At 63.2% G+C, this 12,834-nt stretch carries 9 protein-coding genes and 1 pseudogene; 3 read left to right on the top strand and 7 right to left on the bottom strand.

Annotated elements, in window-relative coordinates; genetic code table 11:
* Positions 1-116: 116 nt before the first annotated feature.
* Entirely contained in the window at positions 117-1,037 is a 921-nt protein-coding gene (locus tag AD670_RS25475; protein ID WP_053138909.1) for a helix-turn-helix domain-containing GNAT family N-acetyltransferase, read from the bottom strand.
* 56 nt (positions 1,038-1,093) lie between these two features.
* Complete coding sequence (locus AD670_RS25470) at positions 1,094-2,083, bottom strand: DMT family transporter (protein ID WP_053138907.1); 990 nt, start codon at positions 2,081-2,083, stop codon at positions 1,094-1,096.
* A 94-nt stretch (positions 2,084-2,177) separates the two neighbouring features.
* Here AD670_RS25470 and AD670_RS25465 point away from each other — a divergent pair, with 94 nt between their 5' ends.
* Positions 2,178-3,086 carry a LysR substrate-binding domain-containing protein gene (locus tag AD670_RS25465; RefSeq protein WP_053138904.1) on the top strand — a complete coding sequence of 303 codons (909 nt, stop codon included), beginning with the start codon at positions 2,178-2,180 and terminating at the stop codon, positions 3,084-3,086.
* 30 nt (positions 3,087-3,116) lie between these two features.
* Here AD670_RS25465 and AD670_RS25460 read toward each other — a convergent pair whose 3' ends face one another.
* A complete protein-coding gene (locus tag AD670_RS25460; protein WP_053138901.1) occupies positions 3,117-4,409 on the bottom strand; it encodes a sorbosone dehydrogenase family protein in 1,293 nt (430 codons plus the stop codon).
* The gene (locus AD670_RS25455) at positions 4,406-4,819 is read right to left on the bottom strand and encodes a DUF2231 domain-containing protein (protein WP_053138898.1); all 414 of its coding nucleotides are present in this window, start codon (positions 4,817-4,819) and stop codon (positions 4,406-4,408) included. The genes AD670_RS25460 and AD670_RS25455 overlap by 4 nt, the downstream gene beginning before the upstream one ends.
* Positions 4,820-4,976: 157 nt before the next feature.
* Between AD670_RS25455 and AD670_RS25450 the strand changes: the two genes are divergently transcribed.
* Positions 4,977-5,456, top strand: coding sequence for an ATP-binding protein (locus AD670_RS25450; protein ID WP_053138895.1), 480 nt, complete (start codon positions 4,977-4,979; stop codon positions 5,454-5,456).
* Positions 5,453-6,232 carry a nucleotidyltransferase domain-containing protein gene (locus AD670_RS25445; protein ID WP_053138892.1) on the top strand — a complete coding sequence of 260 codons (780 nt, stop codon included), beginning with the start codon at positions 5,453-5,455 and terminating at the stop codon, positions 6,230-6,232. The genes AD670_RS25450 and AD670_RS25445 overlap by 4 nt, the downstream gene beginning before the upstream one ends.
* Before the next feature lie 176 nt (positions 6,233-6,408).
* Here AD670_RS25445 and AD670_RS32350 read toward each other — a convergent pair whose 3' ends face one another.
* The 3 genes and pseudogenes from AD670_RS32350 to AD670_RS25435 form a co-directional block, all read right to left on the bottom strand.
* Positions 6,409-7,176: a methyl-accepting chemotaxis protein gene (locus AD670_RS32350; protein ID WP_371263198.1), complete on the bottom strand. Its 768-nt coding sequence runs from the start codon at positions 7,174-7,176 to the stop codon at positions 6,409-6,411.
* 87 nt (positions 7,177-7,263) lie between these two features.
* Positions 7,264-8,265 (bottom strand): annotated as a pseudogene (locus tag AD670_RS32345) (cache domain-containing protein); the annotation flags it as partial.
* Between the two features lie 231 nt (positions 8,266-8,496).
* The gene (locus AD670_RS25435; protein ID WP_053138889.1) at positions 8,497-12,504 is read right to left on the bottom strand and encodes a bifunctional nitrate reductase/sulfite reductase flavoprotein subunit alpha; all 4,008 of its coding nucleotides are present in this window, start codon (positions 12,502-12,504) and stop codon (positions 8,497-8,499) included.
* Positions 12,505-12,834 lie beyond the last annotated feature (330 nt).

Here is a 12,834-nt window from a genome sequence, read left to right as displayed (position 1 = left end):
CGCAGCGCCTGGTTTTGGGGCTGCTGCGCAGCCCAACGCGGGGCAAGCCCGCTCGCCACAGGTTTTTCGAATCACCTATAAAGTTGTGTCGAGCCCCATTCCTTCAAGCGCCTTTTCTACAACGCGCGCGCCCAGGTCTGGCTGACCAATTGCTTGCCGAAACTCAAGGTCGGCTCCTCTTCCACCAACTCGAAACCGGCCTTTTGATAGAGCTTGCGCGCATCGGTCAAGGCGCTCATGGTCCACAGCATCATGCGGGTGTAACCGGCATCGCGGGCAAAGCGCAGGCATTCGTCCACCAGGCGCTGGCCGATGCCCTGGCCCCGCGCACTCGCATCCACGTAGAGCATGCGCAACTTGGCGGTTGTATCGTCATGGCGCACAACGAACACCGAGCCGACCACCTCGCCATCCTTCTCCGCGATCCAGCAGCGCTCCCGCGCCGGGTCGAACTCGCGCAGGTACTTGGCGACGATCTCCGCCACCAGCGCTTCAAACTCCCAGTTCCAATGGTATTCGCGGGCGTACAGCGCGGATTGCCGCTGCACCACCAGGCCCATATCTCCAGGTCGTGGATCGCGCAACAGGTAGCTCGACGCGCTGCCTTGCAGCAGCCCCTGGATGCGTTGCATGGCGTCGGTCAGTTGCTGTTGTTGAGGCTCGGGCAGGCCGTCGAGCAGGGCGATGACTTCATCCTGGGTCTGCTGTTCCAGGGGCGCCAGGACCGCGCGGCCGAGATCGGTGAGATGCAATTGCACCGCGCGCGCGTCGGTGGCGGAGCGGACTTTCTGGATCAGGCCGTTTTTCTCGAAGCCACTGGTCAGGCGGCTCAGGTAACCCGCGTCGAGGCCGAGCATCTGGCACAGGTCGGCGCTGGTGAGGTCGCCACGGGACGACAGCTCGTACATCACGCGAATTTCAGTCAGGGAATAGTCGCTGTGCAAGAGGTGTTCCTGCAGCACGCCGATCTGGTGGGTGTAGAAGCGATTGAAGCCGCGCACGATGCTGGCGCGTTCCACAAGCAGGGGAGTGGACATGGCGGATACTCGAATGGTTGCCTTAGTCAATTATATTGTTGCGTCAGGCAAGCATGTCAACGGCTATGATCGCCGGTCATGGTCATCCCAGGCTTGGCCGTCGCCTGTGGGCTCGTCAATATGATCCGAATCGCCATGACCACGCCGATCAGCACCGCGCCCAGGCCCGCGGCTTCCATGAGTGTGGGCCAGCGCCCGTGGAACCACAGGCCGAGCAGGGTGGCGAAGAGTGATTCGAGGGCGATCAATTGGCCGCTGAGCACCATTGGCAGGCGTCGGGTCGCGGCGTTCCAGGCCCAGGCGCCGATGAGGGTCGACATCACCGCGATGACCAGGCTCCAGGCATAGAGCGGGCCTGCTTGGGAAAGGCCGAAGCCGCGCGTTGGCAACTTGAACACGCCGAGTAGCTGTATGAACGGCAGCAGGCACAGCGTGGCGACACCGGTGCCCACCATCATCAGCGCAGTCCAGAGGCCGGTTGCGGGTGCCGCAAGGTGCGTCAATTGCCTTTGGTTGATCACGCTGAACCACAACCAGATGGCAACCGCACTCAGGGAAAAAAACAGCCCTGCCCACCAGGCGTTTGTATCCAATGAAGGTTGATGGAAGCTGCTGAGGTTCGACAGCAAGAGGCCCAACGCCAGGCATGACAAGGGGGCTGCCAGTCGGCGCCACGGGACGGTGCTGGTGCTGGCGTTGCCCACCAGGGCCAACAACACCGGCACCGTGCCGATAAACGCCGGGGTCATGACCGGCCCGCCGAACATCACGCCTGCGGCGATGCACACGCCGTAGCCCAGGCAACCCAATGCCCCGAGGGCGGCGGCGAGGTATCGTTGGCCGGGCCTGAGCAATCGCAGTTGAGCCCGGCATAGCAGCACACCCATGAGGCCCATCACGCCTGCGATCAGGAACCGCACGGCCATCAGGTCATAGAGGCTGTAGCCAGCGGTGACGTAGGGCGCGATGAAGTTCAGCGCCCAGCCCAATGTCGCAACAACCGCGAGCAGCACGCCGATGGCAATGGAGGTCTGTGCAGCGTTCATCTCGGGGCATCCATTGGGGTAATGGATCCATGGTGCCCAGTCATGCGGGTGTGCTACAAACGAGTTCTCGGCCCTGGATGTATAACCTCAGATTATGAATACACTCGGCAAGACTCTACCGCCCCTGGCCAGCCTATTGCCGTTTGAAGCGGCTGCACGCCTGGGCAGTTTCTCCAAGGCTGCCGATGAGCTGCACATCACCCAGGCCGCCATCAGCCGCCAGATTCGCGGGCTGGAAGACAACCTGGGCGTGAAGCTGTTTAGTCGGCGCAACCGAGCGGTGTTCCTGACCCAAGAGGGGCGGGAACTGGGCAAGGTGGTCGGCGAAGCGCTGCGCAGCATCAGTGAAAGTGCCGCCAGCCTGCGGGTGTCACCGCACAGTCATCGCGTGGTGCTGCTGTGCCAATTATGCGAAGCGTTCTATTGGCTGATGCCGCGCCTGTCGACGTTCCACCAGCAATACCCGCATATCGAAATCCAGGTGGTGACCTCCACCCGTCCCCTGACGGAGTTCACCCAGCATTTCGACGTGGCCTTGCAAAGTACCGGGCGTGCGAGTGGCGCCCATCCGCTGATGTTCACCGCGGCTGACGAAGTGTTCCCGGTGTGCAGCCCTGCCTATCTGCGCACAAAAAAACCGCTGGCGCTCGCCGGGTTGCAGGCGTGCACCTTGTTGCACCACAGCTCCCACCCTCCGCACTTGATGGAGTGGGACCGCTGGCTGCAGGTGTTCGGCCAGGCCCTGGCCGGGGATACACGCGGAGCCACCTTCGACAGTTACCCGCTGATGTTGCAGGCTGCGGTGGAGGGGCACGGTATCGCCATGGGCTGGCGGCGTACCGCGAGCAAGTTGATTGAAACGGGCGCGCTGGTCAGGCCCTGTGCCGAGAGCGTGCATTTGCCGGAGGCCATCTCGGTCTATAGGCAGCAGGGAGGAGGCAGTCGAGCCGAGATCACGGCATTGCTCGACTGGCTGGAGGTGCAATTGCAGGGAGAAGGCTGACAGGGGCGCCACGGCCCCTGTCATATGCCGCTATGGGTTGCGCGTCACTCGCCACACGGTATTGGCCAGGTCATCGGCGATGATCAGCGCGCCTTTCGGGTCCACCGTCACACCCACCGGGCGCCCACGGGTCTTGCCGTCGTCACCGCGAAAACCGGTGGCGAAATCAATCGGCTCGCCCGATGGCTTGCCATTACTGAACGGCACGAAGATGACCTTGTAGCCCACCGGGTTGTCGCGGTTCCAACTGCCGTGCTCGCCGACGAATACGCCGTCGGCAAATGTATCGCCCATGGCCGGGATGGAAAAGTCCACGCCCAGTGCGGCCACGTGGGAACCGAGGCTGTAATCCGGCTTGATCGCGGCGGCGACTTTGGCCGGGTTCTGCGGTTGCGCGCGTGGGTCGACGTTCTGGCCCCAATAGCTGTAGGGCCAGCCGTAGAACGCGCCTTCTTTCACCGACGTCAGGTAGTCGGGTACCAGGTCGGGGCCGAGTTCGTCGCGTTCGTTGACCACCGTCCACAGTTGCCCGGAGTCGGGTTGAATGGTCAGCGCCGTCGGGTTGCGCAGGCCGGTGGCGTAAGGTTTGTGCGCGCCGGTCGCTGCATCGATCTGCCAGACCATGGCGCGGTCGATTTCCACTTCCATGCCACGTTCGGTGACGTTGCTGTTGGAACCGATCCCCACGTAGAGCTGGCGCCCATCGGCACTCACCGCCAGGGATTTGGTCCAGTGATGGTTGATCTGCGCCGGCAGGTCGGTGACTTTGACCGGCGCGCCGCTGGCCTTGGTCTGGCCGTCGGTGTAATCGAAGCGCACCAACGCATCCTGGTTGGCCACGTAGAGCTTGCCGTCGGCAAACGCCAGGCCGTAGGGCGCGTTGAGGTTGTCGGCGAACACGGTCTTGAGCTCGTAGGTGCCGTCACCGTCGGCATCGCGCAGCAGCGTCAGGCGGTTGCCGCCCTTGACCTTGGTGTTGCCCTGGGCCTTGATCACGCTGGCGATCACATCCTTGGGCTTGAGCTTGGCCGCGCTGCCCCCACGGCCTTCGGCGATCAGGATGTCACCGTTGGGCAGCACCAGGGTCTGGCGCGGGATGGCCAGGTCGGTGGCGATGGCCGTGACGCTGTAGCCTTCGGGCACCTTGGGTTTCTGATCGCCCCAGGGGGTTGGCTCGGCGATCTTCATGCTCGGCAACAGGCTGCTTTGCTGCTCCGGCAACTTGGGGTCGGGGCCGCGGGCCTGGGTCTTGTCACCTTCGCCACCGCAAGCGCTCAGCAACAGCGCGGCGCTCAATACGCTCAGTGTGTGCGACGTTTTCATTTGGCACCTCCCGAGCGCAGGCCGGTCCAGGTGGCCGCCAGCGTCAGCAGCAAGACGATGGCCGACATGATCAGCCCGGCAGGCATTGAGGCGTAGGCATCCTTGGCATGTTGAAAGGCATTGACCAGCCCTAATACCCAGGTGGCTAACAGCAGCAGGACATACCGCGTGGGTTGCCCCGCCTTGCGCTCGGCGCGAAGCAGGTTGACCAGCGCAAACAGGAACGCGAGCCCACAGAACACCAGAGCACCGGCGATCAGCCAGGACGCAAAGTTGGCCCATTGAATCTGGTAGGTCTGGGTGTAGGCAATGTCGCTGAGCAAGGCACCCAGAAACAGCGGCACGGTGCCGGCCAGCAAGGTCGCATGCAGCGGCCCCGGCGTGTATCGGTAGGCGGGAAGGGTTGTCATGGTAAGGCGGCTCCTTGTTGTACAACGCCCCTGGTCGGGGCTGCGCATAGGAAATGAACGCCTTACGTGTCAGATAGTTCAGCATAATTCGTGTCGAAATATTAAGCGTCAGCCTGAAAGCTGGCATGCTCAAGGCATGACATAAGGAGCCGTCCCCATGCCAACCCTGCACCTGTTGTGCGGCAAGATCGCCTCGGGCAAGTCAACGCTTGCCAAGACCCTGGTGGCCGAACACGCCGCCATCCTGCTCAGCGAAGACACCTGGCTCGCCCAACTGTACCCCGGTGAAATCCTCTCGATCACCGACTACCTGCGCTGTGCCCAGCGGATTCGCGGGGTGTTGGGGCCGCTGGTGGTCAATCTGCTTGAATCCGGCGTCAACGTGGTGCTGGATTTTCCGGCCAACACCCTGGCCAATCGCGAATGGCTGCTGGGGTTGGCGCAGGCCGCCGAGGTGCCGCATCGCCTGCATTACCTCGAACTGGACGACGCCACTTGCCGCGCCCGGCTGCATGCGCGCAATGCGCGGGGCGACCACGATTTTGCGGCGACGGACGCCGAGTTTGATCTGATCACAAGGCATTTCTGCGTGCCGAGTGAGGCGGAAGGGCTGGTGATCGAGGTGCATCACGCATGAATAACCCTTCTACGGGCCTCGACGCGGACGGCTTTATCCTCACCGTCGCCGACACCCCCGTGCAGCGTGAATACCAGCCATTGCTGGCGGAGGTCTGTGCGTCGCTCTCGACGGAAGACCTGGGCCTGGATGGCATCTATCTCTATGGCAGCGTCGCAAGGGGCGACGCCACGGCGGGTGCTTCCGACCTCGACCTCACCCTGGTGCTGCGCGAGCCGGCAACCGCGGATCTATTGGCGCGGCTGGAGGCCGTCCGCTGTGCGTTGGAGCTGCGGCATCCGCATGTCACCAAGGTGGATTTCGATATCGGCCACCGTGCGCAGGTGCTGGTCGCTGAAAACCGCAACAGTTGGGGCTTCTGGCTCAAACACCAGTGCCGCTGTGTGTGGGGCGAAGATCTGTCAGTGCATTTCGAACGGTTTCGGCCGTCCCGTGACATCGCGCTGGCGGTGAATGGCGATTTCCATACCGTATTGAGTACCTACCTCACGCGCATCGCGTGCGCCGATATCGAGACGCAGCGGCTTCGCTTGCAGCGCGAGGCTTCACGCAAGCTGATCAGGTCCACTCATATACTGCGCTCGGAAGAGGCTTCGACATGGCCGCACACCCTCGAAGAGCATGTGGCGATGTTCGTCCGGGGGTATCCGCAGCGGGTCACTCACATTGCGTTCTTTCTCTTTGAGGCCAGGAACCCTGGCGCCACGATGGAAAACTTCATCACGCGGCTTCGAGCTTTTCTGGATTGGATGGCTTCACCCGCAGGCACTGCGTAGCAGCCCCAGTAAAGAAGAACGTGCTGTAGCAGACACTCTGTAGCGGCTGGTTTTGGGGCTGCTTCGCAGCCCAACGCGGGCGGTGCGACGATTCGCCAAGCCCGCTCGCCACAGGGGGATTTGTCAGGGTCTGAAAAGTTGTGTAGATACCCATGCCTACCAGATGGCGACAATCATCAGGACTTGAAGCGCCCCACCAAGCCATTCAACTCATCCGACAGATTCGCCAAGCGCCCCGAGTCGTCCTGCGCCGAGTTGGCCAGGCTTTCCACCAGTCGCGCTTCGTCGTAGATCTGTTGGATATGCCGGTTGATCTCCTCGGCCACGCTGTGTTGTTCCTCGGCGGCGGCGGAGATTTGCAGGTTCTGGTCGCGGATTTCGTTGACCGACAACTGGATGCCTTCAAAGCTGTCACGCGCGCTTTCGATGGACGACACGCTGGCTCGTGACAGGTCCAGGCAACTGCCCATCTTTTGCGTGACTTCCTGGGTCTTGTTTTCCAGGGTGCCGAGCAGGTGTTCGATCTCGCCGGTGGAGTCGGAGGTGCGCTTGGCCAGCGCGCGCACCTCGTCGGCGACCACGGCAAAACCACGACCCTGGTCACCGGCACGGGCGGCCTCGATGGCGGCATTGAGCGCCAGCAGGTTGGTCTGTTCGGCAATCGCGCGGATCGTGCCGATGATCTGGTTGATGCTGCGACTGCCGGCTTCGAGTTCGACCATGGCGTCGGACGACTCGGTCAAGCGGCGGCCCAGGCGATTGACGTTATCGGTGGTGACTTCGATCTGTTGCTTGCCCTCGGCCACGCGGCGATGGCCGTTCTCCGCCGAATCCGCCGCACTGCTGCAGGAGCGCGCGACTTCGTTGGCGGTGGCGACCATTTCATTGAACGCGGTGGACACCAGTTCCACCGCCTCGCGTTGGCGGCCGGCGGCTTCATTCATGTTGTGCGCCACTTCACTGTTGACCTTGGAAGCGTTGTGCAAATTGGCCGACGCCGCGCCGATGTGCTGGATCAATTGGCGGATGGCGGCGAGGAACTTGTTGAACCAGCCGGCCAGTTCGGCGGTTTCATCCTTGCCCTGCACCTGCAGTTCGTGGCGCAGGTCGCCTTCACCCTCGGCAATCGACTGCAAACCGGTACTGACCTGGCCGATAGGCTTGACGATCACTTTGGAAAACGCCGCCGCGAGCACGCCGAAGATCAGCACCAGCACGCCGACGATGACGGCGGTGAGGTAGGTCATGCGTGTGGCTTCGGCCATGACTTCGCGGTGTTCAATCAGGCCGATATAGCGCCAGCCCAGGCCGGGGGACGTCCACACGTTGGCCATGTAGCGCACGCCGTTGATTTCCACTTCGGTGGACCCTTGGGTCTCGGCCAAGTGTGCGTAGGCGGCACCCAGGTCCTTGAGCGGCTTGAAGCTGTGGGCGGCGTCGCGCGGGTCGACCAGCACCACGCCGTCTTCGATCAGCATCACGTAACCGCTTTCGCCGAGCTTGATGCTCTTGACCAGTTCGGTGAGGTTCTTCAGCGACACGCTGACCACGAACACGCCCTTGGCTTTGCCGGCGCTATCCAGCAATGCCCGGGCAGTGCCCACCAGCGCCACGTCGTCTTTGTCGTAGTAGTAAGCCGGCGTGCGCACGGTCTTGCCGGGGCTGGCCATGGCGGCCTTGTACCAAGGGCGCGCGCGTGGGTCGTACTTGGCCAGTTGCGGGTCATCCGGCCATTTGACGTAGGTGCCATCTTCCAGGCCGATGGAGAGGATGGCGGCTGCCGGGTGCGTGGCGCCAAAGCGCGCAAAGCGCTCGATGACCGCTTGTGCCGCCGCCGGCATCGGCTGACTGGCGGCGTCGGCGGGCTGGTAGTTCTTCAGCGTTTCCACGGAGGTGTACACAGGATCCATGGCCATTTGATCGACGTTCTGCTGCGTGCCGTCGAAGAACTGGCGGATATTGCCATCGATCTGGCGGATTTCCCGGGTGCTGCCATCGATAAACTGGTCAACGGCCTGGGTCCGTGTGTTCATCACGGAGATGACCGCCACCAGGCTTACCGGGATAAACGCAACCGAGACAAATGCCAGTACCAGCTTATTTTTTATTTTCATCGAGACGACCATCAGCGTAGAGGGCGGTCAAATCGTCTCGCTCCGGAAAAAGAGCGCGGCGATTTGCTATCACCGCTGTTTCGGCCCGATGCCGGTAAATCTTTAGGGTTTTTTGTACACAATACAAAGTGCTTATTGTTCTGTATCCAATCAGTAGACATCACGCAGATAGCGCTTCTGTTCGCTCAACTGGCGCCAGTACTCCACGGCGCCCTCGACACCAAGCCTGCCGTGGGTTTGCGCGACCTGGCGCAGAGCCTGGTCGACGTCCTTGGCCATGTGGCTGGCATCCCCGCAGATATACAGCTGCGCGCCGTCCTGCAGCCAGCGCCACAGCTCGGCGCCGTGTTCGTGGATGCGGTCCTGCACGTAGACCTTCTGCGCCTGGTCGCGGGAGAACGCCAGGCTCAGGTGAGTGAGCAAGCCGTCGTGCTGCATGCCTTGCAGTTCGTCCTGGTAGTAAAAGTCGCTGGCCGCGTGTTGCTCGCCAAAGAACAGCCAGTTGCGGCCCTGATGCCCCTGGGCCCGACGTTCCTGCAAAAACGCGCGGAACGGCGCCACACCGGTGCCGGGGCCGATCATGATCATCGGCACGTCACCGTCGGCCGGTGTGCGGAAGTGCTTGGATGGCTGCACGAACAACGGCACCTCGCTGTCTGCGGCGCGGTCGGCGAGGAAGGTCGAGGACACGCCCTTGCGCTTGCCATAGCGCACCGCGGCCACGGTGAGGTGCACTTCCTGCGGGTAGGCCTTGGCGCTGGAGGCGATTGAATACAAGCGGGGCTGCAGGCGCTTGAGGGTGCCGAGCAGTTCGTCCGCCGAGCAATCGATGGGGTATTCGTGCAGCACATCCACCAGTTGTCGGCCCCACAGCCAGCCTTGTAATTCGGCTTTGCGCTCAGGGTTCAGCAGTTGCTTGAGGCCGGGGTTGGTGCTGCGCTCGGCAATAAAGGCCAGGGTGTCGCTGCTGGGCCGGGCAATTTCGAAACGCTGGGTCAGCGCCTGGTGCAGCGGTACATCGCCGAAGGTGTCGATGTTCACGCAGGCAGCCGGATCCAGACGCGTCAGGTCGAGCAGTTCGCTGACCAGTTCCGGGCAGTTGCGTGGCATGACGCCCAGGGCATCACCGGCTTCATAACTCAGCCCGGAATCGGTCAGGTCCAGGGCGAACTGGCGGGTTTCCTTGTGGGCGCTCTGTGGGTTCAGGTGCCGGTTGAGCAGCAGCCGTGAGCCATGCAGTTTGGTTTTGCCTGCCGGTGTGGCGGGCGTTACCGGGGCTACGGGTTTTGCCGGGTGGAGGGTCTGTTGGAATCGGGCCAGCCACGCATCGGCGCGCTCTTCGAATTCGGTGTCGCAGTCGACGCGTTCAAGCAGGCGGGTGGCGCCCAACTCCAGCAAGCGCTGGTCGAGTCGCTGGCCGTGCTTGCAGAACTGGTCGTAATTCGGATCACCCAAGGCCAGCACCGCAAAGCGCAGCGACTCCAGGCGGATCTCGACGGTGCTGAGGCTGTGCCAGAAGCCTTCGCCGTTGTCGGGCGGGTCGCCGTCGCCGAAGGTGCTGCTGATCAGCGCCAGGTTTTGTGTGCTCGCCAGTTTGCTCGCCGGGAAATCCGCCATCGCGCTGAGCTCCACGCTGATGCCCGCGTCGCGCAGGCGCTTGGCGAATCGCTCGGCGAGGGCTTCGGCGTTACCGGTCTGCGAGGCCCATAACAGGGTGACGGCCGGGGGGGGCGGTGCTGTAACGGCGCTGGCTTCTGCACGGCTGAACAGCCCGCCGAGCAAACCGTCGAGCCACAGGCGGGTGTCCTTGGCCAGCGGCGCATGGCTTGGCATCACCGGCACACCGGCTGCCTGGCGCCCGACGTCGGAGCGCAGGCCGCTGAGGAAACCTGCAAGGTAAGTGCGTTCGCTGTCGCTCAATGAGGGGGCCGGCACGTGGCGGATGCCGGCAATATCGGCGAAGGCGTCGAGGCGCGACATGGCGAGGTCCTCTGCTAAGGGGGAACGGTCATTGGTGGCCGGCCTATCGAGAAACTGATGATCGATCAACTCGACTCGGGCCAAGGCCACGGCACAGAACTTGAACTCGGGCTGCAGGGAAATCGGATCGACCGCGTCGTTGGTCACCGCGTTGATCGCCAGGTGTTCGCCAAACACATCGTTCCAGTGGAAGGGCGCAAAACAATTGCCCGGCCGCACGCGGTCGGTGACCACCGCAGGCAGCACGGCACGCCCGCGCTGGGAGCGCACTTCCACGCGGTCCTTGTCCTTGATGCCGAGGCTGGCGGCGTCTTCGGGGTGCAGTTCGACGAAGGGGCCGGGGTTGAGTTTGTTCAGCGTGGCGACCTTGCCGGTCTTGGTCAGGGTGTGCCACTGGTGCTGCAAACGGCCGGTGTTGAGCACGAACGGGAAGGCTGTGTCGGGCATCTCCGCCGGCGGCATATGCGGACGCGCGAGGAACTGGCCTTTGCCATTTTCGGTGGCGAATCTGAGCGTGCCTGTATTCAGGTAGCGGATCGGGTTGCGCTCCGCACCAGCCTCTGAAGAGCAGGGCCATTGCAGCGGTTGTTCGCGCAGCCGTGCATGGCTGGCGCCACGAATGTCGTAACCGGTCTTGGGGTTCCAGGCGCGCTTGATCTCGTCGAAGACCTCGGCGGCGCTGGCGTAGGTGAAGGCGTCGGCAAAGCCCATCTCGCAGGCCACCCTGGCGATGATCTGCCAGTCGGGCAAGGTCTGGCCCGGTGGTTCGACGGCCTTTTGCATCAGGGTCAGGTTGCGCTCGGAGTTGATCATCACCCCTTCGGCCTCGGCCCACAGCGCGCCGGGCAGCAGGATGTCGGCGTAGCGGTTGGTCTCGGTGTCGAGGAAGGCATCCTGGGTGATCACCAGTTCGGCGGCTTGCAGGCCTTCGATGACCTTGCGGCGATTGGGCGCGCTGGCCACCGGGTTGGTGCAGATGATCCAGCAGGCCTTGATCTGCCCCGCGCTCATCTGCTCGAACAGCGCCACGGTGCCGCCGCCGACTTGGCGCGGTAGGCTGCCTGCGGGGATCTGCCAGAGGTCTTCGATAAATGCGCGGTCGGCCTCCACCAGCACCGAGCGCTGCCCCGGCAGGCCAGGGCCCATGTAGCCCATCTCACGGCCGCCCATGGCATTGGGTTGGCCGGTGAGGGAAAACGGCCCGCTGCCGGGGCGGCAGATGGCGCCGGTGGCCAGGTGCAGGTTGCACAGGGCGTTGGTGTTCCAGGTGCCGTGGGTGCTTTGGTTGAGGCCCATGGTCCAGCAGCTCATCCACTCGGCGGCTTGGCCGATCCAGTCGGCGGCCTGGCGGATATCCGCTTCGGCCAGGCCGGTGATGTCGGCGACGGTGTGCGGCGGGTAGTCCTCGAGGAAGCCGGGCATGGCCTCCCAGCCCTCGGTGAACGCGGCAATGAAGGCCGGGTCGGTGTGGCCGTTCTTGACCAGCAGGTGCAACAGGCCATTGAGCAGGGCGAGGTCGGTGCCCGGTTTGATCGGCAGGTACAGGCCGGCTTTGTCGGCGGTGGCGCTGCGCCGTGGGTCGACCACGATCAGCTTCGCCCCGGCCTTGACCCGGTCCATCATGCGCAGGAACAGGATCGGGTGACAGTCGGCCATATTGGCGCCGATCACGAAGAACAGGTCGGCGCGGTCGAAGTCTTCATAGGAGCCCGGCGGCCCGTCGGAGCCGAGGGACAGTTTGTAGCCGCTGCCCGCGCTGGCCATGCACAGGCGTGAGTTGGACTCGACGTTGTTGGTGCGTACAAAGCCCTTGGCCAATTTGTTGATCAGGTACTGGGCTTCCAGGGACATTTGCCCGGACACATAAAAGGACAGGGCATCCGGCCCGTGGCTGTCGAGGATGCCGCGCAGGCGCCCGGCGGTTTCGCTGATGGCGGTGTCCATGGCGATGCGCACTGGGTCGTGGTCCCGCTTCTCACGCAGGTACGCGTTCTCCATCCGCCCGGACTCGGCGATTGCCTGCCCGCAGGTGGTGCCTTTGGTGCACAGGCGGCCGAAGTTGGTCGGGTGGGCCTTGTCGCCGATCACCTTGACCACCTTATTGTTTTCCACCTGCATGACGATGCCGCAGCCCACGCCACAATAAGGACACACACTGCGTACGCTTTGGTTTGCCATCCGTAACCCTCGAAACTTTTTCTGCCCGCCAACAAAAAAGCGCCCTGCAACCCTCCGTTGGAAACGGGGATTGCACGGCGCCTTTGTCGTGAATGGGCAATCAGCGTTGACTGCTCTGTGTGTGTTCCTAGCAAGTCACGCGCCAATTTCTTGAGCACAGGTTAATTGTGGCGAGCGGGCTTGCCCCGCGTTGGGCTGCGCAGCAGCCCCAAACCCAGGCACCTCCGTCCTTACAGGAAGCAAGCAGTGGCAGTAATGGGGCGGCTTCGCCACCCAACGCGGGGCAAGCCCGCCCGCCACAACCGTCCCGCCCACCATAGAAGCATTTGT

Origin of the sequence: Pseudomonas sp. MIACH, assembly GCF_001269925.1 — a bacterium.
Taxonomy (GTDB): domain Bacteria; phylum Pseudomonadota; class Gammaproteobacteria; order Pseudomonadales; family Pseudomonadaceae; genus Aquipseudomonas.
Note: the sequence above shows the minus strand (reverse complement) of the source record. Positions and strands in the feature narration are given on the sequence as shown.

Excerpts from the sequence above, each read along its gene's own strand:
- AD670_RS25470 (WP_053138907.1), bottom strand. The coding sequence starts at position 2,083 with ATGAACGCTGCACAGACCTCCATTGCCATCGGCGTGCTGCTCGCGGTT.
- AD670_RS32350 (WP_371263198.1), bottom strand. The coding sequence starts at position 7,176 with ATGAATGAAGCCGCCGGCCGCCAACGCGAGGCGGTGGAACTGGTGTCC.
- AD670_RS25465 (WP_053138904.1), top strand. The coding sequence starts at position 2,178 with ATGAATACACTCGGCAAGACTCTACCGCCCCTGGCCAGCCTATTGCCG.
- AD670_RS25445 (WP_053138892.1), top strand. The coding sequence starts at position 5,453 with ATGAATAACCCTTCTACGGGCCTCGACGCGGACGGCTTTATCCTCACC.
- AD670_RS25435 (WP_053138889.1), bottom strand. The coding sequence starts at position 12,504 with ATGGCAAACCAAAGCGTACGCAGTGTGTGTCCTTATTGTGGCGTGGGC.
- AD670_RS25450 (WP_053138895.1), top strand. The coding sequence starts at position 4,977 with ATGCCAACCCTGCACCTGTTGTGCGGCAAGATCGCCTCGGGCAAGTCA.
- AD670_RS25460 (WP_053138901.1), bottom strand. The coding sequence starts at position 4,409 with ATGAAAACGTCGCACACACTGAGCGTATTGAGCGCCGCGCTGTTGCTG.
- AD670_RS25475 (WP_053138909.1), bottom strand. The coding sequence starts at position 1,037 with ATGTCCACTCCCCTGCTTGTGGAACGCGCCAGCATCGTGCGCGGCTTC.
- AD670_RS25455 (WP_053138898.1), bottom strand. The coding sequence starts at position 4,819 with ATGACAACCCTTCCCGCCTACCGATACACGCCGGGGCCGCTGCATGCG.